The organism is Azoarcus sp. TTM-91, from assembly GCF_012911025.1.
In the GTDB taxonomy this organism is placed as follows: Bacteria; Pseudomonadota; Gammaproteobacteria; order Burkholderiales; family Rhodocyclaceae; genus Azoarcus.
Window position 1 is genome coordinate 1 of record NZ_WUEI01000008.1, and the last position, 25,858, is coordinate 25,858.

General features: G+C 69.8%; 14 protein-coding genes and 1 pseudogene. 11 read left to right on the plus strand and 4 right to left on the minus strand.

All coding sequences use genetic code 11. The annotated features are described in order from the left end of the window. From GRF61_RS04070 to GRF61_RS04080, 3 genes and pseudogenes are all read left to right on the plus strand, one after another. A pseudogene (locus tag GRF61_RS04070) lies at positions 1 to 257 on the plus strand (type II secretion system protein GspE); the annotation flags it as partial. Positions 258 to 270: 13 nt separating this feature from the next. Then, the gene (gene gspF, locus GRF61_RS04075; RefSeq protein WP_169149440.1) at positions 271 to 1,473 is read left to right on the plus strand and encodes a type II secretion system inner membrane protein GspF; all 1,203 of its coding nucleotides are present in this window, start codon (positions 271 to 273) and stop codon (positions 1,471 to 1,473) included. 201 nt (positions 1,474 to 1,674) lie between these two features. Continuing rightward, positions 1,675 to 2,787 (plus strand): substrate-binding domain-containing protein, encoded by a 1,113-nt coding sequence (locus tag GRF61_RS04080; RefSeq protein ID WP_169149441.1) that lies wholly within the window; start codon positions 1,675 to 1,677, stop codon positions 2,785 to 2,787. 130 nt (positions 2,788 to 2,917) lie between these two features. Here the strand turns inward: GRF61_RS04080 and GRF61_RS04085 are convergent, their stop codons facing one another. Genes GRF61_RS04085 through gspH form a run of 3 tightly spaced genes read right to left on the minus strand, consistent with a single transcriptional unit; the run spans position 2,918 to position 4,475 of the window. Next, a complete protein-coding gene (locus GRF61_RS04085) occupies positions 2,918 to 3,607 on the minus strand; it encodes a prepilin-type N-terminal cleavage/methylation domain-containing protein (protein ID WP_211165732.1) in 690 nt (229 codons plus the stop codon). Then, positions 3,604 to 3,978, minus strand: coding sequence for a type II secretion system minor pseudopilin GspI (gene gspI / locus GRF61_RS04090; RefSeq protein ID WP_169149442.1), 375 nt, complete (start codon positions 3,976 to 3,978; stop codon positions 3,604 to 3,606). Before gspI ends, GRF61_RS04085 begins: the two co-directional genes overlap by 4 nt. Positions 3,979 to 3,980: 2 nt before the next feature. Further along, positions 3,981 to 4,475, minus strand: a complete 495-nt coding sequence (gspH, locus tag GRF61_RS04095) for a type II secretion system minor pseudopilin GspH (RefSeq protein WP_169149443.1) — start codon at positions 4,473 to 4,475, stop codon at positions 3,981 to 3,983. Between the two features lie 130 nt (positions 4,476 to 4,605). Between gspH and GRF61_RS04100 the strand changes: the two genes are divergently transcribed. From GRF61_RS04100 to GRF61_RS04130, 7 genes are all read left to right on the plus strand, one after another. Then, positions 4,606 to 5,031 (plus strand): general secretion pathway protein GspC, encoded by a 426-nt coding sequence (locus GRF61_RS04100; RefSeq protein WP_169149444.1) that lies wholly within the window; start codon positions 4,606 to 4,608, stop codon positions 5,029 to 5,031. A 303-nt stretch (positions 5,032 to 5,334) separates the two neighbouring features. After that, positions 5,335 to 6,075 (plus strand): transposase, encoded by a 741-nt coding sequence (locus GRF61_RS04105; protein WP_169149445.1) that lies wholly within the window; start codon positions 5,335 to 5,337, stop codon positions 6,073 to 6,075. A 161-nt stretch (positions 6,076 to 6,236) separates the two neighbouring features. Further along, positions 6,237 to 6,893, plus strand: a complete 657-nt coding sequence (locus GRF61_RS04110; protein ID WP_169149446.1) for a TonB family protein — start codon at positions 6,237 to 6,239, stop codon at positions 6,891 to 6,893. A 16-nt stretch (positions 6,894 to 6,909) separates the two neighbouring features. Continuing rightward, positions 6,910 to 7,443: an RNA polymerase sigma factor gene (locus GRF61_RS04115; protein WP_169149447.1), complete on the plus strand. Its 534-nt coding sequence runs from the start codon at positions 6,910 to 6,912 to the stop codon at positions 7,441 to 7,443. Between the two features lie 110 nt (positions 7,444 to 7,553). Further along, positions 7,554 to 8,606, plus strand: a complete 1,053-nt coding sequence (locus GRF61_RS04120; protein WP_169149448.1) for a FecR domain-containing protein — start codon at positions 7,554 to 7,556, stop codon at positions 8,604 to 8,606. A gap of 389 nt (positions 8,607 to 8,995) precedes the next feature. After that, positions 8,996 to 22,555, plus strand: coding sequence for a filamentous haemagglutinin family protein (locus GRF61_RS04125; RefSeq protein ID WP_169149449.1), 13,560 nt, complete (start codon positions 8,996 to 8,998; stop codon positions 22,553 to 22,555). Between the two features lie 68 nt (positions 22,556 to 22,623). Next, the gene (locus tag GRF61_RS04130; protein WP_169149450.1) at positions 22,624 to 23,283 is read left to right on the plus strand and encodes an RNA polymerase sigma factor; all 660 of its coding nucleotides are present in this window, start codon (positions 22,624 to 22,626) and stop codon (positions 23,281 to 23,283) included. Positions 23,284 to 23,444: 161 nt separating this feature from the next. Here the strand turns inward: GRF61_RS04130 and GRF61_RS04135 are convergent, their stop codons facing one another. Continuing rightward, positions 23,445 to 23,867 (minus strand): hypothetical protein, encoded by a 423-nt coding sequence (locus GRF61_RS04135; RefSeq protein WP_211165733.1) that lies wholly within the window; start codon positions 23,865 to 23,867, stop codon positions 23,445 to 23,447. 353 nt (positions 23,868 to 24,220) lie between these two features. Between GRF61_RS04135 and GRF61_RS04140 the strand changes: the two genes are divergently transcribed. Then, on the plus strand, positions 24,221 to 25,846 hold the full coding sequence (locus GRF61_RS04140) for a ShlB/FhaC/HecB family hemolysin secretion/activation protein (protein ID WP_169149451.1): 1,626 nt from the start codon (positions 24,221 to 24,223) through the stop codon (positions 25,844 to 25,846). Positions 25,847 to 25,858 lie beyond the last annotated feature (12 nt).

Genomic DNA, 25,858 nt, shown 5'->3' on the forward strand with positions numbered 1-25,858 from the left:
AGAGGTGTATAAGAGACAGGCCGGGGGGCTGCCCGGCCTGCAACCACAGCGGCTTCAAGGGGCGCACCGGCATCCACGAGCTGTTCGTCATCCACGACGACATCCGTCGCCTGATCCACGAGGGTGGAGACGAACAGGCGATGCGCGCGGCGGCCCGGCGGCACGGCATGCGCAACATGCGCGACGATGGCCAGCGCTGGGTGCGCGCGGGAATCACCTCGGCCGAGGAGATCCTGCGCGTCACCCGCGACGCCTGAGCGGGGAGGGAGCATGCCCCGGTTCCGCTTCGAAGCCGCCGACGCCGCCGGCGCCATCCGCAGCGGCCTGGGCGAAGCCGACAGCGCGCGCGCACTGCGAGCCCAGCTGCGGGAGCGCGGGCTCACGCCGCTGGAGGTGAGGCCGGCGCCCGCCGGAGCCGGCACCTCCTGGCTGAGCCCACGCTTGAGTGCCGCCGACCTGTGCTGGGCCACGCGCGAGCTGGCCAGCCTGCTGGGCGCCCATCTGCCACTGGAATCGGCACTGGTCGCCACCGTGGAACAGGCGGAGCGCAAACCGGTGGCCGAGGCGCTGGAGGCGGTCTGCGGGCATGTGTGCGCCGGCATGCGGCTGGTGGATGCGCTGGGCGAACGGCCGCGGGATTTCCCGCCCATCTACCGCGCCCTGGTCGGCGCCGGCGAGGATGCCGGCGACCTTGCCCGCGTCATGGAGCGCCTGGCCGACTACCTGGAAGGGCGGGACGGCCTGCGGAGCAAGATACTCACCGCCTTCATCTATCCGGCGGTGGTCGCCCTCGTTTCCGCCTGCATCGTCGTCTTCCTGCTCGGCTACGTGGTGCCGCAGGTCATCGGTGCCTTCTCGCAGGTGCGCCAGGAACTGCCGCTGATCACCCGGCTGATGCTGGCGGCCAGCGCCTTCGTGCGCGAATGGGGCTGGCTGGCGGCGCTGGCATTGATCGGCGGCTTCGCCGGCTGGCGGCATTCCCAGCGTGACGAGGCCAGGCGTTTGCGCTGGCACGGCCGCGTGCTCGGTTTGCCGATGGTGGGCCGCTTCGCGCTGGGGGTGAACACCGCCCGTTTCGCTTCCACCCTGGCGATCCTGATGGACGCCGGAGTGCCGCTGCTGCGTGCCCTGGAAGCGGCGCGCCAGACCCTGGGCAACGAGAAGCTCAGGCAGGCGGTGCTGGATGCCACCGCCCGGGTGAAGGAAGGCGCGCCGCTGGCCGCGGCGCTGAAGGCGCAGAAGATTTTCCCCTCCAACCTGATCCACCTGGTGGCGAGCGGCGAGAAAACGGGGGCGTTAACCCCGATGCTGGAGCGCGCGGCGGCGAATCTCTCCCGTGACCTGGAGCGCCGCGCCACCCGCCTGACCGCGCTGCTGGAGCCGCTGATGATCCTGGCCATGGGCGGTGTGGTGATGCTGATCGTGCTGGCGGTGCTGATGCCCATCATGGAGCTCAACCAGATGGTGCAGTGAGGCAAAGCAGGAACTTGCGGAACAGAGACTCGGGAGTTTGCGGGCTCATGCTCCCGGAATTTCTTCAGATCCATGTCACGAGCATTGAACAGAATGAATCCGCCGCCACCGAGGGCGGCGGGCGGGGCGAAACGGTGTGCGAGCCGGGCAGCCTCCGAGTGGGTTCATTCTTCCTGATGGGTCATACGCAAGGAGTTTCCAATGAACGCGAAATTGAAAGCCAAGCTGCTATCTGCTGTCGTGATTTCCGCGCTGTCGGCCATGGCCGGCTCCGCTGCCGCGCAAACCGTGGTGGGTGGTGGCGCGACGCTGCCGCAAGAGCTGTACGCCGACATCCTGCCGGCCAACTTCACCTACACCGGCACCGGCAGCGGCACCGGCAAGACGGCCTTCCTGAACAACAACGCAGCCGGCTTCGGCGGTTCCGGTTCGGTGCATTTCGCCGGCAGCGACTCCGCCCTCACCTCGACGGAACTGAGCTCCTATCTTTCGGCCCACCTCACCGGCTGGGGCCGCATCGCCCAGATCCCGGTGGTGGCGACCTCGGTGGTGCTGCCGTACAAGCGCAGCGGCATCTCCAACCTGGATCTGAGCGATGCCAAGGTCTGCGCCATCTACTCGAACGCCACCGGTGGCCAGACCTGGGGTCAAGTGCGAGGCACCAGCGATGCCACGCCCGTCGCGGTGGTCTATCGCTCCGACAACAGTGGCACCACCGAACTGTTTTCCCGCTACCTGGTGGCCGCTTGCCCGACTTCGGGCTTCACCGTCTCCAACAACTTCGCCACCGTGGTGGCTGGCGCCGTGGGCAGCATTCCCAGCCACTGGGTAGGCGCCTCCGGCAGCAGTGGCGTGAAGGCCGCGATGGCGACCGATGGCCGCACTGCCTACCTGAGCCCGGATTCGGACTACCTCGGCACCAACAACGCGGTGGTGGCCAAGATCAACGGCTACCTGCCGGACGCCGCTTCCATCCAGGCCGCTCTGCCGGCCGCCCCGGCCGCGGCCCAGTACGGCAACCCGCTCGCCTGGGCTCCTGCCTACTCCAAGCCGGCGAGTTCCTACCCGATCTTCGGCCTGACCTACCTGCTGGTTGCCCAGTGCTATCAGTCGAGCGCGATCAAGGATGACATCGTTGATTTCCTGAACGATCTCAACGACCTCAACCGTGAAGTTGCGGCGAATGCGATCGACCAGCACAACTTCGTCAAGCTGCCCCTGGGCTGGAACGATGCGATCGAAACGGCCTTCCTGAGCAGCAGCAGCACCAGCATCGGCAACAGCAGCACCTGCGGTACCGCCGGCCGTCCGTAAGCGGGCTGAAAGAAGCCGCCCTGGCGGGGTGAAGGCGGTTTGAACATGGCGGCGGAGGCCGGGCGGGGAAACCTGCCCGGCCTTTTCCATTGGGCGGCGCTGCTCCGGGAGGCGCGAGGGGAAGAGGCGCTCAGTTCAGCAGGACAACCCGCCGGTAGTTCCTGACCTCGCCATCCGTTCCGCGCACGCCCAGCAGAATTTCCACTCCGCTGGATGGCAACGAAAGGCGTTCGGTGCCGGGCAGGCTGCGCCAGCCCTGGCCGGGCGACCAGGCGCGTACCTCGAAGGAGGCCACATCCTCCAGCACCGCGACACGGTCGGCCGCGGTTGGCGCCGCCAGCGGGGCGCCGTGGCTGGGCGTGCCCGCGGCGCGGTAGAGGATGCCGCCCTGCAGCCACCACTGCGCCCGCAGCCATTCGCCGGGCAGGGTAGGTGCGCTGCGCACGATTTCGAGGTGGAAAGGCAGGGCGTTCTGCCGGCGTACCTGCAGCGCGGGCGGCAACAGGCTGGCCTTGGTTTCCAGCGCCCGCCGCCCGCTGCGGCTGTTGCCGCGGCGGCCGCCGTCCACCAGCGCTTCGCTGGCGGCCAGTTCGGTGGTGGCGTGCAGCGCGAGGTCGCGTTCGATCTGCTGCAGCGCCCGCATCAGCCGCATGCTCTCCCGGCTGCGTTCTTCCAGGCGGTCGTTGGCGCGGGCGATGCCGTCCAGGCTGCGCCAGGTGATCAGGCTCAGAGTGGCCATGATGAGGATGGCGACCATGACTTCGATCAGGGTGAAGCCATCCTGGCGGGTTGGCGGAAGGGACGGAATGGGCGCTTTCACTGCCTGTCGTCCACCAGCCGCGTCTGCAGTGCTGCCAGATAGCGGCCGCCGCCGGCTTCGAGCCGGACCTCGACGCCGACTTCCCGCATGCCTTGCACCGCCGGGGCGATCCGCAGCGAGCAGACCAGGCGCAGCCCGGCCTGCGGGCAGCGCTCCGAGTAGTTGCCCGGCGCCGGCAAGGGTCGCCTGAGCTGCAGTTCGGCCAGGGCATTCTCGGCCGACAGCATGGCGAGCGTCTGCTGCTCCAGCAGGCCCAGGTTGCTGGTGGTCAGGCCGGTGAGGCGCATGAAGGCGGCGAGGGCGACGCTGGCGATGGCCAGGGCGATGAGGACTTCGATCAGGGTGAAGCCGCTACCGGCGCAGGTACGCATGGCTACTCCACCCGGTAGCCGCCGGCATCGAGAACGATGTGGACGGTGGCGGAACCGCTGCGGAGCTGCAGCGTCAGTGGCGCGGCGATCCACTCCGGGCTCAGGCGCAGCGGGTCGGTGGGGCTGACCTCGGTGGGGCGCTCGGTCCAGCGCCGGGGGCGCAGGATGTCGTCATCGGCGAAGGCATCCAGTTCGCCAGCCAGGCTGAGCGAGGGAATGGCGCTGCCTTCGGTGTTGCGCCAGGTGCCGCGCATGAAGCGGTAGCCCTGTTCGTCCGCCACCCAGGCAATGATGCGGCCGTCGATGCGCGCTTCGTTCTGGGCGGCGATCAGGCGGCGTGCCAGCTCCAGCGCGTCCTGCCGCAGCGCCGCGCCGGGCGTCGGCCTGACGGCGACGCCGATGGCGGCGGTGGCGATGCCGATGATCACCAGCACCAGCATCAGCTCTATCAGCGTGAAGCCATGCTGCGCGTGGGAGCGGGACTCGGGCTGGCGCATCTTCTGGCACAGGAGAAGGGGAGCTTCGATGCTATTCGCCTAGTGTGATGCTGAAATGAAAATCCAATACGGACCTGCTACATGTCGATGGCGATACATGCTTCCGGCGTAACACAGGACAGGAGGGCGGATGATGGAGAAGGAGAGGGCGATGGCATGGGCGGCGCATGCCCTGGGCTTCGCGGCGGTGGCGGCGGGCGTGCTGCTGTGGGGCGAAAGGCTGCTGGAACCGGTGCCGCCGCTGCCGGCGGCGGTCCAGGCGGCGGAGCGGCACGATCCGGCCGGCAGTGCGCTGGCCGGCTGGTTCGGCGGCGGTGCCGGTGTCGACGTGGTGGTGCAGGGCATCATCCAGCGCGAGGGCAAGGCCGTCGCCCTGCTGGTGGTGGGCGATGCGCCGCCGCGCGCCTACGAGGCCGGCGAGCAGCTGTCGCCCGGCTGGTCACTGGGAGAGGTGAGCGGCGCCGGCGTGCTGATACGGGGAGGCGGTGGCTCCCTGCGCATCGCCGCGCCCGTCATTCCCGAGCCGGCGGGCCAGGGGCTGCGCCGCCTGCCTTGATGCGCGGCGGCTGCGGATGCAGAGAATCCGGGGATTTCGCCTGCCTGATCCGTCTATAGGGCGTGAGCGCGTCTCCGCCGCACCTGCCGGCGCTTGGCGCTTGCCCGCGGCGGGCCAGGGGGCGGGCAGAGTTCGGGAGTCCGGTTAATTTCGATGTCATTGCCCGCCGATAGATTTGTATGAAGACGCATACGAAGCAGCCGGCCGGCGGGCAAGAGCCAGCCTGCGGGCGCGGTTCCAGGCGGTGCCGGAAGGTGCCGCCCGGGAGGCGGGCAGCGGGGCCTCGGTCCAGGTTGCGCCCATATGACGATTGTTCGCGAACTGGCGGTGGGAGTGCGCGACGGCGGCACCCTCCGGCAGCGCCCGGTGAAGGGAGGAGGTGCGATGAAATGGACGTGTTCGGCGCGGGTGACGATGCAGGAACTCGATGCGCGGCTGTCGAGGATCGTCGAGCAGGCCAGGGAGGAACCGGTCGCAGTGAATCGCTATGGCTCACCCTGGGTCTGGATCGTCAGCCATCCGCTGTGGACGCGGGTGGACAACCTGCAGCTCTTCGTGCCGCGCAACCATCCCCTGGTACCGCTGCGGGAGTCCATAGAGAGCGCCCTGTGCTACGAGGACGCCCTGCTCGCCGATCTGGCGCGGCGGTGCGAGAGCAAGGTCGGCATCTCGGTGCTGTTCAAGTGCCTGGTGCTGAAGTTCGCCTACTCGCTGGAGAACGAGGAGAAGGTGTACGAAGTGCTGGGCTACAACATGCTGTTCCGCTGGTTCGCCGGTTTTCAGCGCCTGGCGGATGAGCTGCCGCCGGCGAGCGCGCTGGTGCGGGATCTGAGGACGATCAGCGTGCAGCCGCGGGCGATAGAGCTGATCCACAACTGCCTGTCGAACTCCTTCGTGATGGATTCCGACGCCGGGGAATTCCGCGTCAACCGCGGCCTGCTGCACACCCTGCGCACCTACCACGTCGAAGTGCCGTCCGCGCACGAAAACCAGGATGGCGCCGGGCTGCCGGTGCAGGAGGCGCTGCGCCAGCCCGGCCTGTAACTGGAGTGTCATCGGGCGATCATATATCGAACGTAGCATCCGGCCGGACTCCTTGACCGGCCCCGCGGCCGGCATTCCAACCGTGAAGGCATGACTACTCCCGTTCGATCTCTATGGCAAGCAGGATTGCATTCCTGGGTGCGCTTGCACTGGCGGGATGCATGTCCGCTCTGACTGGCGCCGTGCTCGCGGCGGCGCCGGACGAGGTGCCGCATGACGCGGCCGGGGCGATCCGCTTCGACATCGAGCGCCAGCCGCTTGCCAGCGCGCTGGAGCGCTACGGCGCGCTGAGCGGCCTGCCGGTGTTCTTCGACGTCGCGCTGGTGGAAGGCCGCATGGCGACCGCGGTGCAGGGCGACTACCCGGCGGCGGCGGCGCTGCAGAAGCTGCTGGAGGGCACCGGCATCGTCGCCCATCCGGCGGGCGAAGGGCTGCGTCCGGCCTTCGTGCTGCAACCGGCGGCGCCGCAAACCGGCAGGCAGCAGGCCGCGCCCAGGGAAGCGCCGCAGATGCGCCAGGTCTACCGCCGTTTCGACGGCCTGGTGCAGACGCGCATCCATGAAGCGCTGTGCCCCAGCCTCATCGCCGCCCCGGGCGATTTTCGCGCCGCGGTGCAGTTCCATATCGACGAAACCGGCCGTGTGCACCAGGTGCGCCTGCTCGACAGCACCGGCGACAGCGTGCGCGACGCCGCGCTGCTGTCGGCACTCGGCGAACTGCGGCTGGACTGGCCGCCGCCGGAAGGCATGGCGCAGCCGGTCACCCTGTTGATCCAGCGACGGCGCGCCGATCGCGGCGACCCGTGCGCCGGCCGCTGAGCCGGGGAGAGCCGCCGTGCCCGAAACCGCCATGCTGGTCCTGCGCGATCTGCTGCTGTTGCGCTACGGCGACCTGAAGCGCCGGCTGACGCGGCGCCTCGGCTGTACCGAGCTGGCGGGCGACGCCCTGCAGGACACCTGGCTGCGACTGGAGAGCCGCGAGCCGGTGGAAAACCTGCGCGACCCGGTGGCCTACCTGATGCGGACCGCCATCAACGCCGCCTACGATCAGCAGCGCAACCAGACCCGCCTCGTCTCCGCCAGCGAGATCGAGGCCGTGCTGGAAGACGAGCCGGACGGCGCCCCCGGCCCGGCGGAAACCGTGGCCGCCCGCGCCGAGCTGGAGGCGCTGATGGCCGCGATGGAGCGCCTGCCGGAGCGCCGGCGCCAGATCCTGGTGATGGTGCGCTGGGAGCACCTGCCGCAGCGCGAAGTGGCGGAACGTCTGGGCGTTTCCCTGCGCACGGTGGAGCAGGAACTGAAGAAAGCACACGACTACTGCGCCTCGCGTCTCGGCCGGTCGTCGGCAAGGCAGGCCGAAGGCGAGTGATGGATATGCGGTTTTTGCGCCGTGGATACGTCCGTATATTAAGCGCTGATGACAAGGGCGGGCGGCAGCGCAGGGGCGCTGTGCCGGCAGCCGGGCGTTGAAGGCGGGGCATGGCAATGGACACATCCGGCGAAGGTCGGCAGACGGATCGGAAAGCCGGGGAGGGCGCGCAAGCCTCCCCCGGCGGCAATGCCTTTGCGCCCGGCAACGAAGCCGGCGGCGACGGCCAGCTGCTGCGCGAGGCGCAGGTCTGGCTGCGCCGCCTCACCTCCGGCAGCGCCACCCAGCTGGATCTGCAGGGCTTCACCCGCTGGCGCGGCCAGAGCGAGGCCCACCGGGCCGCCTTCGCCGAAGCCAAGCGGGTGTGGAAGCTGATGGAGCCGGCGCTGGAGCAGGTGCTGGTGCGCGCTGCCGCCAGCGAAGCCGCGCGGCGGCCGCGCAACTGGCAGCGGCGAGCCTTCCTCGGTGGCCTGGCCGGTGCCGCCGGCGCGGCCGGCCTGGCGGTGGTGAACACGCCGCTGCTCCTATCCCTGGACGAATGGCAGGCCGACTACCGCACCCGCACCGGCGAGCAGAAGCGGCTGGTGCTGGCCGGCGACGTGCCGGTGGCGCTGAATACCCAAACGGCGCTGAGCCGGCGCGATGAAGGCGGCGAAACCGTCGGCTTCAACCTCATCAGCGGCGAAACCGTGGTGGATGCGCGCAAGGCCACCCGCCCCTTCCGGGTCGAGGCCGGCGTCGGCCGCATCCAGGGCGTGGATGCCCGCTTCCAGGTCAGCCACCTGGATGGCGTGAGCTGCGTCACCTGCCTGGAAGGGCTGCTGCAGGTGGATCACCCCAGCGGCCGCAGCCTGCTCAATGCCCGCCAGCAACTCTCCTACGACGCCGGCGCGCTGCGCAGCGTCGCCACGGTGGATCCGGACGAGATCTCAGCCTGGCAGGACGGCGTGCTGGTGTTCCGGCAGATGCCGCTGGCCAGGGTGATCGACGAGATCAACCGCTATCGCCCCGGTCGGGTGGTGCTGTGGGCGACCCAGCTCGCCGGCCGCGAGGTCAGCGGCCGCTTCCCGGTGGCCGAGCTGGAGACCGCGCTGGTGCAGATCGAACGCTCCTACCAGCTCGCCGCCCGCCGCCTGCCGGGCGGATTGCTCATTCTCAGTTGAGGCGGAAGCCGCAGGGCGGACTCGATGGACCCGGCGGAAAAGCGCAGGGCATCGGACCCGGCGGGTGGTGCGCCGCGCGTTTTCCGATCCTGGCCGCGCGCCAGCGGAAGGCGGTTGCTGCCGCAGTGGCGGACCGCGCCCGGCCGGCGGCGGCGCCTGCGCGCCCGGCCGAATGGCGACGCCTCCGGATTCGAAAGCCGCGAAGTGCCGTCGATGAATGCAGTCGAAAAAAGTGTTGTGGGTTTTGCTTCGCCGATCAGTCTCCTCAGTAGCGGACCTGCGCGCCCGGTTTTTCCGGGCGTCGCGCAGGCGTCCCGATATCGACTCGAATCGTTGCTGAGGATCGGATGAATACACAGGAGCACAGCAGCCGCAGGATCGTCGGACGCATGTCCTTCAGCCTGCGCCTCTCCCCCCTGGCGAGTGCGGTGGCACTCGCGCTGGCCGCCGGCGGCATGGGCCAGGCTTATGCGCAGCAAGCCTTCAGCCCGGCCTGGTTCGCTAACAAGGGCGCAATCCAGAGCAATGCCGCGGCCACCGGCCGGCTGCCCAATGGCGCCCCGGCGTCCACGCTGACCAATCCCCTCGCCCAGCAGCAACGCGCCCGCGACGAGTTGAAGACCTCCATAGGCAACCTCGGCCTCGCCGCTCAGGCCATTGCCCTGCAGCAGGCGCAGCAGGCCGCCGCCCGCCAGGCGGCCCTGCGCGCCGGCGGCAGCGTGCCCGACGGCCTTGGCGCCGGCGGTCTCGAGATCGACAGCAACAGCCTCACCGCCGGCTGGCTCAACGCCAAGGCGCCGGTGCAGACGGTGGCCGACGGCAAGACCACGGTGCGCATCGAGCAGACCGCGGACAAGGCCATCCTCAACTGGGAAACCTTCAATGTCGGCCGCAACACCACCGTCGCCTTCGATCAGCAGGCGAGCTGGTCGGTGCTCAACCGGGTGACCGATCCGCTGGCGCGTCCCAGCCAGATCCTGGGCCAGATCCAGGCCCCGGGCACGGTGATGATCATCAACCGCAACGGCGTGGTGTTCTCCGGCGGCAGCCAGGTGAACCTACGCAACCTGGTGGCCTCGGCCGTCGGCATGAGCGACGCCCAGTTCAACAAGGGCCTGTTCAGCGAAGCCCAGGGCAGCGCTCACATTCCCACCTTCGCCAATGACCTCAGCTCCACCGCCAGCAGCTTCGCCTACGGCGCGGCCACCGGCAGCGTGGTGGTCGAAGCCGGGGCGACGATCAGCACGCAGAAACCCAGCTCCGTCACCGAAGGCGGCGGCTACGTGCTGCTGCTGGGCAAGGAAGCGCACAACGCCGGCGAGATCATCACCGCCAGCGGCCAGACGGTGCTGGCGGCCGGCGATGCCTTCATCATCACCAAGGGGCTGGCGAGCGACGCCAACATCAACTCCACTACCCGCGGCAACGTGGTGACGGCGCTGACCCAGGCCGGCTCCGAGGCGGGGCTGGCGTCCAACTCCGGCCTCATCACCGCGACCACGGGCGACATCACCCTTACCGGCCGCGACGTGCGCCAGCAGGGCGTGGCCGTCGCCACCACCTCGGTCCACACCCGCGGCACCATCCACCTGAACAACGCCGCCGGCGATGCCACCGGCAAGATCACGCTGGACGACGACAGCGTGACCGCCATCGTCCTCGACGAAGCCGCCGCCACCACGCTGGACGCGCAGCGCGAAACCCTAATCAAGGATTCCGACAAACTCGGCGACGGCGTTGCCCACCGCCGCGACCAGTCGCTGGTGCTCATCGACACCGCCGGTGCGGTGAATTTCAACACCGGCAGCCTCACGCTCGCCACCGGCGGCCAGATCCTGGTCAACGCCGCCGACAGCGAAGTGAAGGCGGGCGCCACGCTGGATGTCTCCGGCGCGGTCGGCGTCCGGGTGGCGATGGAGAGCAACAACGTCCTGGTCAACGTCCAGGGCAACGAGCAGCGCGACGCCTCGGTCAACCGCGACGACAAGAGCCTGAACAACAAGGATATCTGGATCGACCGGCGTGACCTGGTGTTCGTGCCGGCCGGCACCAACGGTTACGAAACCGACCGCTGGTACACCGCCGGCGGCCTGCTGGAGGTGGGCGGCTACCTCGGCATCACCGGCCACGGCGTGGGCGAGTGGATGGCACAGGGCGGCACCGTGCAGTTCAGCGGCGGCAAGGTGAGCAGCCGCGCGGGCAGTCTCATTAACCTCGCTGGCGGCACCCTGGACGTACAGACCGGTTATGTGAGCCAGACCTACCTCAAGGGCGCCGACGGCCGCATCTACAACGCCTCGAACGCGCCGGGCGATCTGCGCTACACCGGCCTGTACCGGGGTTACGAGGCGGAGTTCGCGCGCTGGGGCGTCACCGAGACCTATGCCAACCCGCTGATCCTGCGCGACAAGCGCCTGGAGAACGGCTACACCGTGGGCCGCGACGCCGGCCGGCTGGTGATCGCCACCCAGAACGCGACACTGGAAGGCAGCCTGGACACCACGGTGTTCCAGGGCACGCGCCAGACGCGGGCGCGCGACACCGCGCTCGACGGCTACCAGCAGGCGCAGACGGCGGTGGCGCAGCGCGGCCAGCTCATCATCGGCAGCTGGATGCCGATCTATGAAGCCGAGGCCGGCCAGCTGCGCTATAGCCCGGCGGCGACGGTGGACGACGTCACCATAGGCAACACCGCCGGCAGCGGCGTGGGCGGCAGCGCCAGCCATGTGGCGCTCGACAGCGACTGGCTCAACTCGCTGGAGCTGGGCGAGCTGCAGGTCTACGCGCGCCGCGGCATCAGCGTGGACGAAGCGCTGGCGCTTTCGAATGGCGGCACCCTGGCGCTGCACGCCACCCAGGTGGACGTGAATGCCGACCTCATCGCGCACGGCGGCAGCATCGCGCTGGGCAACCTGGTGGAGCGCAAGGCGGGCAGCGGTGCGCAGTGGGTGGAAGCGCCCATCCTGCCTTTCACCCCCACCGGCTATGCCGAACGTGTGCGCGTGGGCGACGGCGTGACACTGGATGCCAGCGGCGTGTGGAACAACCTGCGCCTGGACGCCGCCGACATCTCCGGCCTGCCCTTCATCCACGGCGGTAGCGTCTCGCTGCGCAGCAACGGCAACATCGAACTGCGCAGCGGCAGCCTGATCGACGTCTCGTCGGGTGCCACCCTGGGCGAGAACGGCAAGTTCACCGGCGGGCGCGGCGGCAACGTCACCCTGGGCGCGGGCATGCAGGGCGGCTCCGGGCTGGTGCAGCTGGACGGCGAAATCCGCGGCCATGGCGTCAAGGGCGGCGGTGCGCTGCTCATCGACCACGGCACGCTGGTGAGCATAGGCGGCTCCGCCGCCCAGGCGGTCGAGGACCTGCCGGCCGGCACGGTGAGCGAACTGCCGCTGCGGCTGGCGGGGGACTATGTGGTGCAGCCAGGCGAAACCATTCCGCTCAGCTTCAGCATCACCCGCAGCGTGATCGCGCCCGGCCAGGCGGTGCAGGTGGGTCAGGGGCCGATGGTCAGCAGCACCAATCCGCTGACCCTGCAGGCCGATTGGCTGTTGCCGGGCACGGTGATGTCCGGCGGCATCTATCACCACGCCGGCGCCACGCTACCGGCCGGCAGCGTGGTGACTGACATGTCGTCCCTGCCGATTGGTTACTTGGTGCCGGCCGCGGTATTCCCCAACGGTATCCCGGTCAACCCGGTAACCACCGCCTACACCGCGGGCACCGTGGCCGCTGCCACGCTGATCATTCCGGCCGGCACCCGCATCCCGGCGGGCGCCACCATGCCGGTCACCGTGGCGGTGCAACCCTTCCTCGAACTCGATCAGACGCTGTTCCAGTCCGGCTTCTCCAGCTATTCGGTGCAGGGCCGCGACGGCGTGCGCATGGCCGATGGCACCCAGCTGGCGGTGACCATGCCGGTGCTCACCCTCGATCCGGATGCCGCGCGTGCGCTGCCTACCGGCGAGGCAACCTCCCGCGCGCTGTCCGTGTGGCTGCCGCCGCTGCAGCAGGACGATGCCAAGCGCGGTGAGGTATCGCCGCGCGGCGGCGCCAGCCTCACACTCACCGCCGGCTCGGTGTACGCACGCGGCGATTTCACAATGGGCGAGGGCAGCCGCATCGAGGTCGATCCCGGCCGTTCCATCACCCTCGAGGGCAACAGCCAGATCACGCTGGACGGCACGCTGCTGGCGCGCGGTGGCCGTATCTCTGTGCTGGATGGCGACTTCGGCATGGGCGTGGACGCTAACCTGCCGCAGGGCACGCCGAACGCGCGCTCGCTGTGGGTGGGCGAGCATGCGCTGCTCGACGTCTCCGGCCTGGCCTTCACCTCGGTGGCGGCCGATGGCCGCGCCATCGGCCAGGTGCTGGACGGCGGCACCATCGAACTGGGAGGCCGGCACGACCTGCAGTCGCGCCTCATCGAGAGCTTCGGCGGTTTCCTGGTGGTGCAGGACGGCGCCCGCCTAGACGCATCCGGCACCAGCGGCACAGTCTCCCTGCCGGGTCTGGGCAACACCGTGCTGGCCAGCCACGGCGGCGCCATTGCGCTCAACGCTAACAACGGCATCTACATCGATGGCGATCTGCAGGCCCATGCGGGCGGCGCCGGAGCCATGGGCGGCACCCTCGCGATCAACTTCGAAACGCCGGTCTATGGCCCGGTGGCGCGTTTCACCTACCTCGGGCTGGCGGTGGACGACGCGGTGCGCGTGCCGCGCGAGCTGGTGATCGAACAGCTGTATGGCGGCAGCGGCCTGGCCGCGGGCGTGCAGGCCGGCCAGATGCACGAAAGCCTCGCCTACGGCCAGGCGCGCTATGGCGTGGATGCCATCCACGCGGGTGGTTTCGACACGGCCTCGCTGTATGTGAACGGCCTGCTCAGCTTCGACGGCGACGTCGATCTGCGCATGAACCAGGCGCTCTACCTCACCGCCAGCGCCATGAGCCTGTCGGCGGCCGCGCCGCGCGACAGCCAGGTCAAGCTTGCCGCGCCCTACCTGCGGCTGGCCGGCTCGGCCGGCCGTCAGACGCAGGACGGCACCCTGATGCCCAACCCGGTGTTCGGCAGCCAGAACACCTCGGCCGCCGGCGGCACGCTGGGCGTGCCGGAGGTCGCCGCCGACGCGAACCTGATGATGAGCGCCAGCATGGTGGACATCGTCGGCGAGGTGGGTCTGGGCGTGAGCGGCAGCATCATCCTCAACAGCGGTTCGCGCGATGTCGAGCGCGACGCCTTCGGCACGGTGCGCATCCAAAGCCAGGGCGACCTTCGCCTGCGGGACGCCGCCTTCTACTCGCCGGGCAACACCACCCTGGCGGCGGCGCAGATCTACGGCAGCGGCAAGGTCAGCGTCGGCATCACCAGCACCGTGGACCAATGGAACAACCGGCCGCGTGCCTTCCACCCGGACCGCTACCTCACCATAGAGCGCATGGGCACGGTCACGCCGGCCACGCCTTACAGCGTGTTCAGCAAGCTGGAGTTCTCGGCGGCGACGGTGAACCAGGGCGGGGTGATCCGCGCGCCGCTGGGCTCCATCACCCTGGGCGAGACCGGCGGCAACGGTTCCACCGGCGTAGTCAACCTGCTGCCCGGGAGCATCACCTCGGTGAGCGCCAACGGCCTGGTCATGCCCTACGGCGGCACGGCGGACGGGCTGATCTACAACTACAACGGCGCCGACGTGCTCTACGACTCCATCGGTTTCGAGCCCAAGGTGGACTTCCAGTCGCATGCGGTGCATGCGCAGGAAGGCGCGGTAATCGACCTGTCGGGCGGCGGCGAGCTGACCGGCGCGGCCTTCCTGCAGGGCCGCGGCGGCTCCACCGACGCCCGCCTGAACCCACTGGTGCAACTGGGTGACAAGGGCTTCACCCTGCCGGGCCTGGCCACCAATCCGGTGTACGCCATCGTGCCCGGCGCGCAGGCCAACTACGCCCCGGTCGGCCTGGAAAAGGGCGCCGGCGATCCGGCCATCGGCCGCCAGATCACCATAGGCGAAGGCGTGCCGGGCCTGCCGGCGGGCACCTACACGCTGTTGCCTTCCACCTATGCGCTGCTGCCCGGCGCCTTCCGCGTCGAGCTCAACGGCCTCGCCGCCAGCGCCACCGCCTTCGGCACCACCAGCGCCATGCGCAACGGCTCGTGGAGCACCTCGGCGCGGCTGGGCATCGCCAATACCGGCGTGAGCGACACGCGCACCACGCAGATCATCCTGACCGCGGCCGACACGGTGCGCACCTACTCGCAATATAACGAGACCAGCTACGCCGAGTTCGCCATCGAGCGCGCGCTGCGCGAGGGCGTGCCGCGCCCGCTGCTGGAGCGCGACGGCAAGGCGATCAACCTGCAGCTGAACACGCCGGCCGCGGTCGGCTCCTTCGGCCTGCCGCAACTGGTGTTCGACTCCACCGTGCTGGGCAAGCCGGCCGACGGCGGCTACGGCACGGTCGCGCGCCTGATCAATGCCTCGGACTACGAGATCCTGGGCACTGGCGCCGCGCCCACCGCCGGTTATGGCGGGGTGTCGGTGCACGCCGACACGCTCAACACCATAGGCGCGTCGCGACTGGAGATCGGCGGCATGCTGAGCTCCAACTACATGAACCAGAACACCGGCTCGCTGCAGAACGCCAACGTCATCAGCATCGGCGGCCGGACCGGGAACATCGTGCTGCGAGAGGGCGCGCTGCTGCGGGCGGCCGACGTGTTCCTGATCAGCGGCCGTACCGACGGCGGCATCACGCTGGAGCAGGGTTCGGGCATCAGCACGCTGGGCATGGGCGAGTCCTCCTACACCGCGGGCCAGGGCTACATCCACACGCCTGGCAGTAACTCGGTGCTGGCGCTGTCCAACGGCCAGCTGGAAATGCTGCCGCCGACCGCGCCCAACGCCAACAGCCCGCTGGACGGCGCCGGCGCCATCGAGATCGGCGTGTGCGCAACGGGCGTGGCCTGCAGCGGCAACACGCTGCTGTATTCGGAAGGCACCATCGCCACCTCCACCGACAACCGCTTTGTGCTGGGCGACACCGTGCGCTACGGCACGCGCAACCTGTCGCTGGCGCTGGGCGGCATCAACGTCGGCAGCGCCGAGGCGCTGGCGGCCGTGGCGGCCAGCGGCGCGCTGCCTTCGGGCATGACGCTCAACCAGCAGGTGATCGACCGCTTGCTGCTGGGCGACACCAGTGCCGGCACACCGGCGCTCGAAGCGCTGTCCTTCACTGCACGCGAGTCGGTCAATTTCTTTGGCGACGTCACCCTTTCCACCTACAACCCGGAAACCGGCAAATCGGCGCTGCAGCGCCTGGTGCTGGCCACGCCCGCCATCTACGGCTACGGCGATGCGGATTCGGTGGCGCGCATCCACACCGACACGCTGATCTGGACCGGCGCGCTCACGCCCGCCGGCGCGGTGGTGGCCGGTGGCCCGGGCACCGGCTCGGGCAAGCTCGTGGTCGATGCGCGCGAGGTGGTGTTCGGCTACGGCCCGCGCACGCAACCCGACACCGTGCGCAACCACGAGCGCCTGGCGCTGGGTTTCACCAGCCTGCACCTGAACGCCAGCGAGCGCGTCACCGCCACCCACAGGGGATCGCTCGCGGTATACCAGTCGCAGGGCGCCTGGGACCCGGTGGCCAAGGCTTACAGCCACAGCGGCGGCGACCTCTTCATCAGCACGCCGCTACTCACCGGCGGCGCCGGCTCGATCAACAAGATCGCCGCCGGCGGCGATATCCATGTCAGCGGCACCGGCGCGCCCGCGCCGGACAACGCGGCGCTCGCCGGATCGCTGGGCGCCGAACTGGGGTTGGACAGCCGTGGCGGCAGCCTGGTGCTCGACACCGCGGTGCTGCTGCCCAGCGGCAAGCTCAGCCTGTCGGCGCAGGACGATGTGCTGCTGGCCGATGGCTCGCAGCTCGACCTCGCCGGCCGCAAGATCGACTTCTACGAAGTCAGCAAGTACAGCTGGGGCGGCGACGTCACCCTCGATAGCCGCGGCGGCGACGTGCGCCAGGACGAGGCCGCGCGCATCGACCTCTCCGCGCAGTACAACCGCGCCGGCAAGCTCACCGCTCAGGCTGCGCAGGGCGAGGCGGCGCTGGCCGGCCAACTGGCGGGCGGCGCCAGCGGCCACTACGACGCCGGTGGCACCCTCGTGCCCTACACGGCTGGCCGCATCGAGGTGTACGGCAACAGCATCGCCGATTTCGCCGGCCTGAACGCCCGCCTGAACGAGGGCGGCGTGACCGGTGGCCGCAGCTTCCGCCTGGGGCAGGGCGACCTGACCCTAGGCGACGAGGTGCGCGCGCATGAAGTGAACCTGGCACTGGATGACGGCCACCTCATCGTGAATGGCCGCATCGACGCCAGCGGCGAGCAGGCCGGCAGCATCCGCCTGGCGGCGAAGGAGGGCGTGACCATCGCCGGCACCGCGGTGCTCGACACCCATGCCAGCGTGCTGCGCCGCGACAGCTACGGCAAGGTCATCGAGGCGCCCAACCGGGCGGTGATCGAGATCGATTCCGGCCGCGGCACGCTGGCCATCGCCAGCGGCGCGCGCATGGACCTGGGCGTGGCCGGCGCCGGCGCGAACTACGGCACCGTGGCGCTCAACGCGCCGCGCCTGGGCGGCAACGATGTGGACATCGACGCCGCCGGCAGCATCGCCATCACCGGCGCCAAGGCCATCCAGGTCAACGCCTTCATCACCGACGACTCGGCGACGCCGGGCACCGAGACCACCACCGACGGCAAGAGCTACCAGATCATCGACCAGGACTACCTGGACCGCCTGGATGGCGACAGCCGTACCTTCATCAACGCCGCCCGCGCCAACGGCACGCTGATGAATGGCAAGCTCGCCGGCCTGCGCGGCTACACCGATGTCTTCCACCTGCGCCCCGGCGTCGAAGTGGTGGCCGACCTGTTGATCAACCCGGACGGCAACCTGCATGTCGATGGCGACATCGACCTCTCCGGCCACCGCTACGCCAGCGTCAATCCGCACACGCAGCAGACCTCGGTCCACGGCTCGGGCGAGGCGGGCGCGCTGGTGATCCGCGCCCAGGGCGATCTCGACATCTTCGGCAGCATCAGCGATGGCTTCGACGGCAGCCGGCTGCAGACCTCGCTGGACAGCTCCGGCTGGGTGCTCACCGTGGGCCGCCAGCTCTGGGGCGGGGACGTGGTCGTACCGCATGGAGGCATGGTCACGCTCGACGCCGGCACCATCTTCAACTCCGGCCGCAGCCTCAACTACGACTTGCCCATCGCTTCCATGCAGATGGCCGCCGGCACGCTGGTGCCGGTGGGCGGCGAGCTGGCCGCGCCGCTGTCGCTGGCACGCGGCACGGTGTTGAGCGCCGCCGTCTATAGCGACACCGGCGCGCTGCTGTACGCCGCCGGCACCGTGCTGGCGGATGCCGCCACCCTGCCCATCGGCACCCGCTTCGATGCCGGCTTCCGCCTGCCGGCGGCGGCCAGGCTCGCCGCCATGGACTGGCCGGCCGGCGTGCCCTTGCCGACGCCCCCGGTCGGCAACATGGTGACGTTGGCCAGCGCGCTCACGCTCGACAAGGGCGCGCTGATCCCCAGCGACACTGATGTCAGACTGCCGGGTGGCGTCCATACGGTGGACCTGCGCCCCGGCGACGCCGACGGCAACCAGGGCCGCGTGTGGGCCGCGGCGCCCATGCTGGCTGCTGGCTCGCAGTCCTTCGACATCACCCTGGTGGCCGGAGCCGACTTCTCCGGTGCCGACCGCCTGGCCACGCGGCCCAACAGCAGCGCCAGCCTGCGCTTCTCCGACATGCACTATGGCCAGGGCGCGGGGCGCTCCGAGGTGCCCGGCACCGGCGAGCCGGCAGTCTACCGCTGGGCGGCCGATGCCGACGCAGCCACCTGGGAATCGTGGGGCCTGCCGGGCATCGTGCCCGGCGCGGTGATGACGGCCGAGGAGGTCCAATCGCTGTTCGACATGTATCTCATCAGCGAGTCGCCGCTGGAGCTCAACGACTGGGGCCTGGGCTCCACGGTGCTGCTGGAAAGCGAAGGCACGCCGCCGGACTATGTGTACGGCCCCCAGCCGGTGCGCGAACAACTGCCCAGCGTGGTGCGCACCGGTACCGGCGACCTGCGGGTGATCTCGGCCAGCAGCATCGCCACCAGCTCCCTCTTCGGCATCTACACCGCCGGCACGCAATCGGCCTCGCTGGCCGCGGCCGGCAGTCCCGACCCCTACAACCAGCCGCGCAGCCTCTACGCCGGCTCGGTGCTGGGCGAGTTCGGCTCCCCGTTCGAATCCCTGGTCGATGGCGGCAGCGACAGCCTCTACCAGGCCTGGTACCCCGAGGCCGGCGGCAACCTGCTGCTGCGCGCCGGCGGCGACATTACCGGCGACACCCTGGGCCGCGCGCTGCCGACGGCACGTAGTGAAGCGCTGGGCAACCGCACCGCCCAGCTGAACGGCACCGCCGCCATCGGCAACTGGCTGTGGCGCCAGGGCAGCGGCAACGTGGCCGGTGAAGGCGACACCGCCGTGCCCACGGCATGGTGGATCAACTTCGGCACCTACGTGCCCTCGTTCAGCGAGAGCTACTACGTCGATTTCACCACGATGCCGCGCTTCATCGGTTTCACCGGCATCGGCACGCTGGGCGGCGGCAACCTGGTGCTGGAGGCCGGCGGCGATGCCGGCATGCTGGTTCCCCGCGCCGACCACGGCGGCGCTTACCTGGCGCGCAGCTCGGGCCTGAACCTGACGGTGGCCAGCACCGGCCGGGTGGCAGCTAGCGGTGAGCTGGTACTCACCGGCGGGGGCGACCTCGACATCCGCATCGGCGGCGGCCTAAACGCCGATCCGGCGCTGCGCTCCTTCACCAACAGCATTTACGACCCGGTAGCCAACATCAACCCGCCGCGTGATGCGCACCGGCTGGACCTCAACGGCACCTTCACCAACCTGCGCGGCGCCCTGCGCATGGAAGCCGGGGCGGTCGGCGGCGTCGAGCAGCTCTTCGGCGGCGGCGATCCGAAGGAATCGCGTCCCTTCGATGTGTTCACCTCGTCCTCGGCGCGGGCCGCGGGCGGTCCGGTGCTGGTGGTGGGCGATGCCGGCGTGCGGATGGAAGCGCGCGGCGACCTGGTGCTGGCCAGCGTGGTCGACCCCGGCCGCGTGCCCCAGTACCACGGCGGCACGCCCTTCAGCGCCAACGGTGCCTCGTACGCGGCCAACGGCTGGAGTTGGTTCTCGCTATGGACCCCCTCCACCGCGATCGACCTGCTGTCGGCCGGCGGCAACCTCACGCCCACGCTGGCCATGCAAGACCGCGACACCACCATCGACAGCCACATCACCGACCTGCACTACGTCTATCCGGCGGTGCTGCGTGCCGCCGCGGCCAGCGGCAGCGTGTATTACGGCAAGTTCGTCAAATCGGTGACCGCGGGTACCAACAACGATCCGTTCCAGCCCGGCGTCACCTTGGCGCCCTCGCCGGTGGGCGAGCAGTTCGTGGTAAGCCACGCCGGTCAGCTGGAGCTGCTGGCGGCCGGTTCCATCTACGCCAGCGGCACCAGCTTCTCGGCCTCGGGTGCCGACCCGACCGCGCTGCCCAACCCGTTCAACCCCGGCTTCGTCGGCCGTGGTGACAGGGTCTGGTACGGGCTGGAGGCCATATACAACGTCAGCAGGGAAGCGCTGGCCCCCGGCGCGCTGCTCTACGCGAATTTGAATGGTGGCGCGGGCCAGCGTTACCCGCTGTTCTCATTCACACCGCCCACCGCCTCCGGCTATGTGTACGCCGGCCAGGAGTCCGCGCGCTATTACGCGGTGGAGGGCGACCTGGTGGGCCTGCGCTTCGGCAGCATCATCTATCGCGGCAGCAACACCAACGGCGCACCCGGCAGCCTGAGCACCTGGTACGACGGCGGTGGCGCCGTGGCCTTGCGCGCTGGACGCGACATCATCAACGCCGGTACCTTGCTCGGTACCTACGACAACTACGGCAACACCTATGGCAGCCCGCAAGGTTCGATAGGCTGGATCACAACCGCCAGCGGGGCCGACCCGGCCGCGCCGCAGTGGCCGAGTTCCCAGGATTTCGCCACCGCGCGCGGTAACCTGGTGGTGCACACCAGCGCCGACGACGTGTCGGTGATACAGGCCGGGCGTGACATCCGCTCCAGCTCCTTCTACATCGCTGGCCCCGGCCTGCTGGATGTCTCCGCCGGCCGCGATGTGTACATGGCCGATGGTGGCGAGCTGCGCAGCATGGGGCCGGTGGTGAACGTCATCCCGGGCGACCGCGCCAGCGGCGCCGGCATCGCCCTGGCCACCGGCATGGGCAAGTACGGCGCCAACTGGACGGCTTTCGCCGACCGCTACCTCGATCCGGGCCGCCTGGCCGATCCCTTGCTGCCGCTGGCGGACCAGCCGGGCGCCGCCGTGCGTGTCTACAACGGCTCCATCACGCTGGCCCAGTGGCTGGCGAGCGAGTTCGGCTATACCGGCGACGAGGCGGGCGCAGCCGATTTCCTGGCGGCGGAGCAGCTGAGACTGGACACCGCGCGCGCCGAGGCGCTGGCCAGCGGCGGCCGCGCGGCCAACCGCAACCTGGAGCGCGAGTACAAGCTCGAGAGCCAGCTGCATCTGGTGAACTGGCTGACCACCCGCTTCGGCGGCGCCAACGGCCGCGGCCTGCACTTCGACGCCGCCACCATGGATGCGCGCGCCTTCTTCGATGCCTTGCCGGTCGAGCAGCGCAGCACCTTCCTGCGCAACGTGTATTACGCCGAGCTGCGTGCCTCCGGCCGCGAGTACAACGAGGTGGACGGCAAGCGCTCGGGCAGCTACCTGCGCGGCCGCGAAGCCATTGAGACGCTGCTGCCTTCCAAGGACGCCCAGGGCGAGACCATCGCCTACAAGGGCGATCTGACCATGTTCAGCAGCGCGCGCTACTTCGCGCAGTTCGTGGATTCGCCCTCGACGTGGCGGCCACAGCCGGGCAAGACCTACCTGTCCGAAGCCGAATGGCGGGCCGCCGGCAGCCCGGGCTACGACGTGCCCTTCTACAAGATCAACGATGCCGGCATCCACACCGACTTCGGCGGCGACATCAGCCTGATGGTGCCGGGCGGCCGCACGCTGGTGGGGGTGGACGGCGGCTATCCGCCGGGCGCCGGCTCCGGCGTGCTGACGCAGGGCGAGGGCGACATCAACATCTTCTCGCTGAGCGACATCCTGATGGGCCAGAGCCGGGTGTTCACCACCTTCGGTGGCAACATCCTGGCCTGGTCGGCGGAGGGCGACATCAACGCCGGCCGCGGCGCCAAGACCACCATCGTCTATACGCCGCAGCGCCGGGTGTATGACGAGATCGGCAACGTCAGCCTGTCGCCGAGCACGCCCAACACCGGCGCCGGCATCGCCACGCTCAACCCGATCCCGGAGGTGCCGCCGGGCGACATCGACCTGATCGCGCCGCTGGGCACCATCGACGCCGGCGAAGCGGGCATCCGGGTCTCCGGCAACGTCAATCTGGCAGCACTGCATGTGGTGAATGCCGAAAACATCCAGGTGCAAGGCGAGGCGGCGGGCATTCCGGTGGTCGCCGCGGTGAACGTCGGCGCGCTGAGCAACGCCAGCGCCGCCGCAGCGCAGGCCAGCACCGCGGCGCAGGACGTGATGCAGCGCGAGCGCGCGGCCCAGCGCCAGGCCCTGCCTTCGGTATTCACCGTGCGGGTGATCGGCTTCGGCAACGAAGCGGCGCCCGAGCTGGGCACGCCACCGGCCGGCGCCCCGCGCCAGCCGGCCGCGCAGACCAGCTACGACCCCAACAGCGCATTCCAGTTGATCGGCCATGGCCCCTTGAACGCCGAGCAGCTCGCCCGGCTGACTCCTGCCGAACGCCGCACGCTGGATAACGAACGCTGAACGGTGCCGTCACCCTCCCGGCCCGCGCCTCCGCAAGGAAGCGCGGTGCCGACCAACGCCTGTCTGCCATGAGCCTGCCTGCCTTGTTCTCCGCTCATTCGCCCGCCCGTCTGGCCCGCCCGGCAACGCCGCCGGGCAGGACGCCCGGCTGTTCCCTGGCCACCCACCAGGGCTTTGCACCGCCGCCGGCGCCGGTTTCATCGCAACCGGCCCGGCCGGCGGAAGCGCTGCCGGAAAGGGGGGAGCCGCAACGCTTCCTCGCCGAGCACTACCACGCCCTCTGCCGCCGCCTAGCGCGTCGCCTGGGCAACCGCGAGCTGGCCGCCGAAAGCCTGCACGAAGCCTGGCTGCGCCTGGCCGGGCAGAGCCCTCGGCCAAGCGTGGCCAATGTCGAGGCCTACGTTTTCACCGTCGCCTGCAACGCGGCGATGGACCTGCTGACGGCGGAGAACCGCCGCAGGCAGCGGGAAGAAAGCGGCGACGAACTGGAACTGGCTGCGGATCCGGCGCCTGGCCCGGAGGCGCAGCTGGAAGCCGCTTCCGAGCTGGCGGCCACGCTGCGCCGCCTGGAGCGCCTGCCGCCACGGCAGCGGGCGCTGGTCCATGCGGTCGGCGTGGATGGCCGGCCGCGGGAGGAGGTGGCTCGCCAGTTCCGCGTATCCCTGCGCAGCGTGGACCGGGCGGTCGCCCAGGCCAGGGCGGTGTGGCGGGAGGCGGAGGCGGCCTGAAGGCGAGGCCGCCGGGCGTATCCGAAGCCGGCCCGGGGCCGGTATGAGCTGACGCCGGGATAGGCCCCGGCACCTTTTCCGTGAATCGAAGCCGCTTTGCCCTTGTTACCGGGCAGGTCCGCGGCCGACCTCGGGAAGGCGCAGCCGGCCTGCGCTCCGGCTCACTGGGCCGGGCGTGGCGCGATCGGCAGGCTGGGTTGCACTTCCGGCGGGCGCTGCGGATACACCGAGGTGCCGAAGGTATTGCCCATGCGGTGGCTGGTGGCCGCCCGATTGAAGAGGCCGAGCTGGTTCTCCGGGCGGTCCAGCACGGATTCCGACGCCAGCCCCGGCTGCCCCCTGCCGCCGCCACGGGCCGGCGCCGGCTGCAGCTTCTGTGACAGACAGCCGTAGGAGGGCGCGCGCTGGCCATTCACCTCCACCTCGATGCAGCTGTCCGGCTGCGTTTCCCCCGCGTCGGCGGCGCCGGCAGCCATTGGCGCCGCCGCCAGCAGCAGGGAGGCGAGGAGGGCGAGGGAGACGCCGGGCAGGCGGGTTTTGCCGCTGGAAGGTCGTGTGCGCGGGGAAGGCATCGGTCGAGACATGAGGTGCTCCTGGTGTGGCGCGACGGCGCTAGCGGTGGCCGCGGCGGCTGTGATGGGAGGAAAGCGTGGGGGAGGGCGCCCGTTGAAGCAGGCCGCTTCCCCGGCGCGGGCCGGGACGGCCCTGCGGCATTCCTTTTGTTCAGCGTGCGCGTGGCGCGGCAGCGGTTTCGTGAATCTTTTGTGACGGATGGCAGTTGCGCCCTCCGGCGGCCGTCTAGGAGCACATGAGCAGGTCGGAGCGCCCGCGCCTGCCAGGAAACCGAGGGCTTTCATGCCCGGCGGTGGCCGCCGTGGAACGGGGCTGCCGGCGTGGCTTTTCTACTAGGGATTACCAGGGAAATCGGGTTCGACAGATGCATGAACTGAAGAAACGGCCACCGACGGCCCGCACCGCGCTCTGCCTGGCAGTGCTGGCACTCTCCGGCCACGGCCTGGCCTTGGCGCAGGCACCGTCCGGCGGGCAGGTCCCGGCGGAAACCGTCGCCGACGATCGCCGGGTGGATGTCAATGAATACCTGGTGCGCGGCAACACTGTGCTGGATGCGCGCGCCATCGAGGCAGCGGTCACGCCCTTCCTCGGCCCGGACCGCGGCATGAAGGACATCGAGGCCGCCCGCGATGCCCTGCTCGCCGCCTACCAGGCCAAGGGTTACCAGTCGGTGTACGTCGATCTGCCGGAACAGCAGGTGACCGAGGGCATCGTGCTGCTGCAGGTCACCGAGACCCGCGTCGGCCGGGTGCGCGTGGTCGGCGCGGCATACTCCTCGCCGACCAAGGTGAGGGACGAGGTGCCGGCGTTGAAGGAAGGCGAGGTGCCCGACTTCACCCAGGCCCAGGTCGAGCTCACAGCGCTCAACCGTGGCGGCAAGCGCCAGGTGATGCCGCTGGTGAAGCAGGGCGGCCTGCCCGGCACCATGGATGTGGATCTCAAGGTCGAGGACAGCAGCCCCTGGCGCGCCAGTGTCGGCCTGAACAACGACCGCAGCGCGGATACCGAGCGCCTGCGGCTGACCGCCTCGGTGGGCCACGACAATCTGTGGCAGCTCGGCCACAACCTGTCCTTCAGCTTCTACGGCACGCCGGAAGACCTGGAGCAGACCAGGGTGTGGTCCGGCGCCTATGTGGCGCCGCTGGCCCCGGACTGGAGCCTGGAGCTGTCCGGCTACAAATCGAACAGCAACGTCGCCACCGTCGGCGGCACCAGCGTGCTGGGCAAGGGCCACTCCATCGGCCTGAAAGCCACCTACACGGTGCCGATGTCTGGCGACTGGTGGCATTCGCTGAGCGCCGGCGTGGATTTCAAGCGCAACGACGAGGAAGTCCGCCTCGGCGGCAGCGGCGACGAAGTGCCGCTGGAATACGCGCCCATCACCCTGGCTTACTCCGGCTTCCTGCAGACCGAGCGCGCCCAGTACGCGCTGGGCCTGTCGCTGGTGAACGGCACCCGCAGCTTCCTCGGCTACGGCAGCGACTGGCGGGAGTTCTACTACAAGCGCTACAAGGCCTCGCCCAGCTTCATGGTGCTGAAGGCGGACCTGAACACCACCCACACGCTGGCGGGCAACACCCAGCTGGGCATCCGCTTCGCCGGCCAGCTCACCGATTCGCCGCTGGTTTCCGGCGAGCAGATCGCCGCCGGCGGCATGAACTCGGTACGGGGCTACCTCAACGCCGAGGCCACCGGCGACTACGGCATGGTCGGCTCGCTGGAATTGCGCAGCCCGGCGCTGAGCCTAGGCGTCGCCGCGGTGGAGGACTGGCGCATCTACGTCTTCGCCGATGGCGCCCGCCTGCGCCTGCGCGATCCCTTGCCCGAGCAGGACGACCGTTTCGATCTTGCCTCGCTCGGCATCGGCAGCAGCCTGCGGGTGGGCCGCTACCTGTCCGGCCGGGTGGACCTGGGCTATCCGCTGAAGGACGGCCCGCGCACCGAGCGCCACGACCCGCGCCTCACCTTCAGCGTCACCGCCAGCTACTGATGAGCCGGCTAC

Excerpts from the sequence above, each read along its gene's own strand:
- gspH (WP_169149443.1), bottom strand. The coding sequence starts at position 4,475 with ATGCGCCAGCCCGAGTCCCGCTCCCACGCGCAGCATGGCTTCACGCTG.
- GRF61_RS04140 (WP_169149451.1), top strand. The coding sequence starts at position 24,221 with ATGCATGAACTGAAGAAACGGCCACCGACGGCCCGCACCGCGCTCTGC.
- GRF61_RS04080 (WP_169149441.1), top strand. The coding sequence starts at position 1,675 with ATGAACGCGAAATTGAAAGCCAAGCTGCTATCTGCTGTCGTGATTTCC.
- GRF61_RS04120 (WP_169149448.1), top strand. The coding sequence starts at position 7,554 with ATGGCAATGGACACATCCGGCGAAGGTCGGCAGACGGATCGGAAAGCC.
- GRF61_RS04135 (WP_211165733.1), bottom strand. The coding sequence starts at position 23,867 with ATGTCTCGACCGATGCCTTCCCCGCGCACACGACCTTCCAGCGGCAAA.
- GRF61_RS04130 (WP_169149450.1), top strand. The coding sequence starts at position 22,624 with ATGAGCCTGCCTGCCTTGTTCTCCGCTCATTCGCCCGCCCGTCTGGCC.
- GRF61_RS04100 (WP_169149444.1), top strand. The coding sequence starts at position 4,606 with ATGATGGAGAAGGAGAGGGCGATGGCATGGGCGGCGCATGCCCTGGGC.
- gspF (WP_169149440.1), top strand. The coding sequence starts at position 271 with ATGCCCCGGTTCCGCTTCGAAGCCGCCGACGCCGCCGGCGCCATCCGC.
- GRF61_RS04105 (WP_169149445.1), top strand. The coding sequence starts at position 5,335 with ATGACGATTGTTCGCGAACTGGCGGTGGGAGTGCGCGACGGCGGCACC.
- GRF61_RS04110 (WP_169149446.1), top strand. The coding sequence starts at position 6,237 with ATGTCCGCTCTGACTGGCGCCGTGCTCGCGGCGGCGCCGGACGAGGTG.
- GRF61_RS04125 (WP_169149449.1), top strand. The coding sequence starts at position 8,996 with ATGTCCTTCAGCCTGCGCCTCTCCCCCCTGGCGAGTGCGGTGGCACTC.
- gspI (WP_169149442.1), bottom strand. The coding sequence starts at position 3,978 with ATGCGTACCTGCGCCGGTAGCGGCTTCACCCTGATCGAAGTCCTCATC.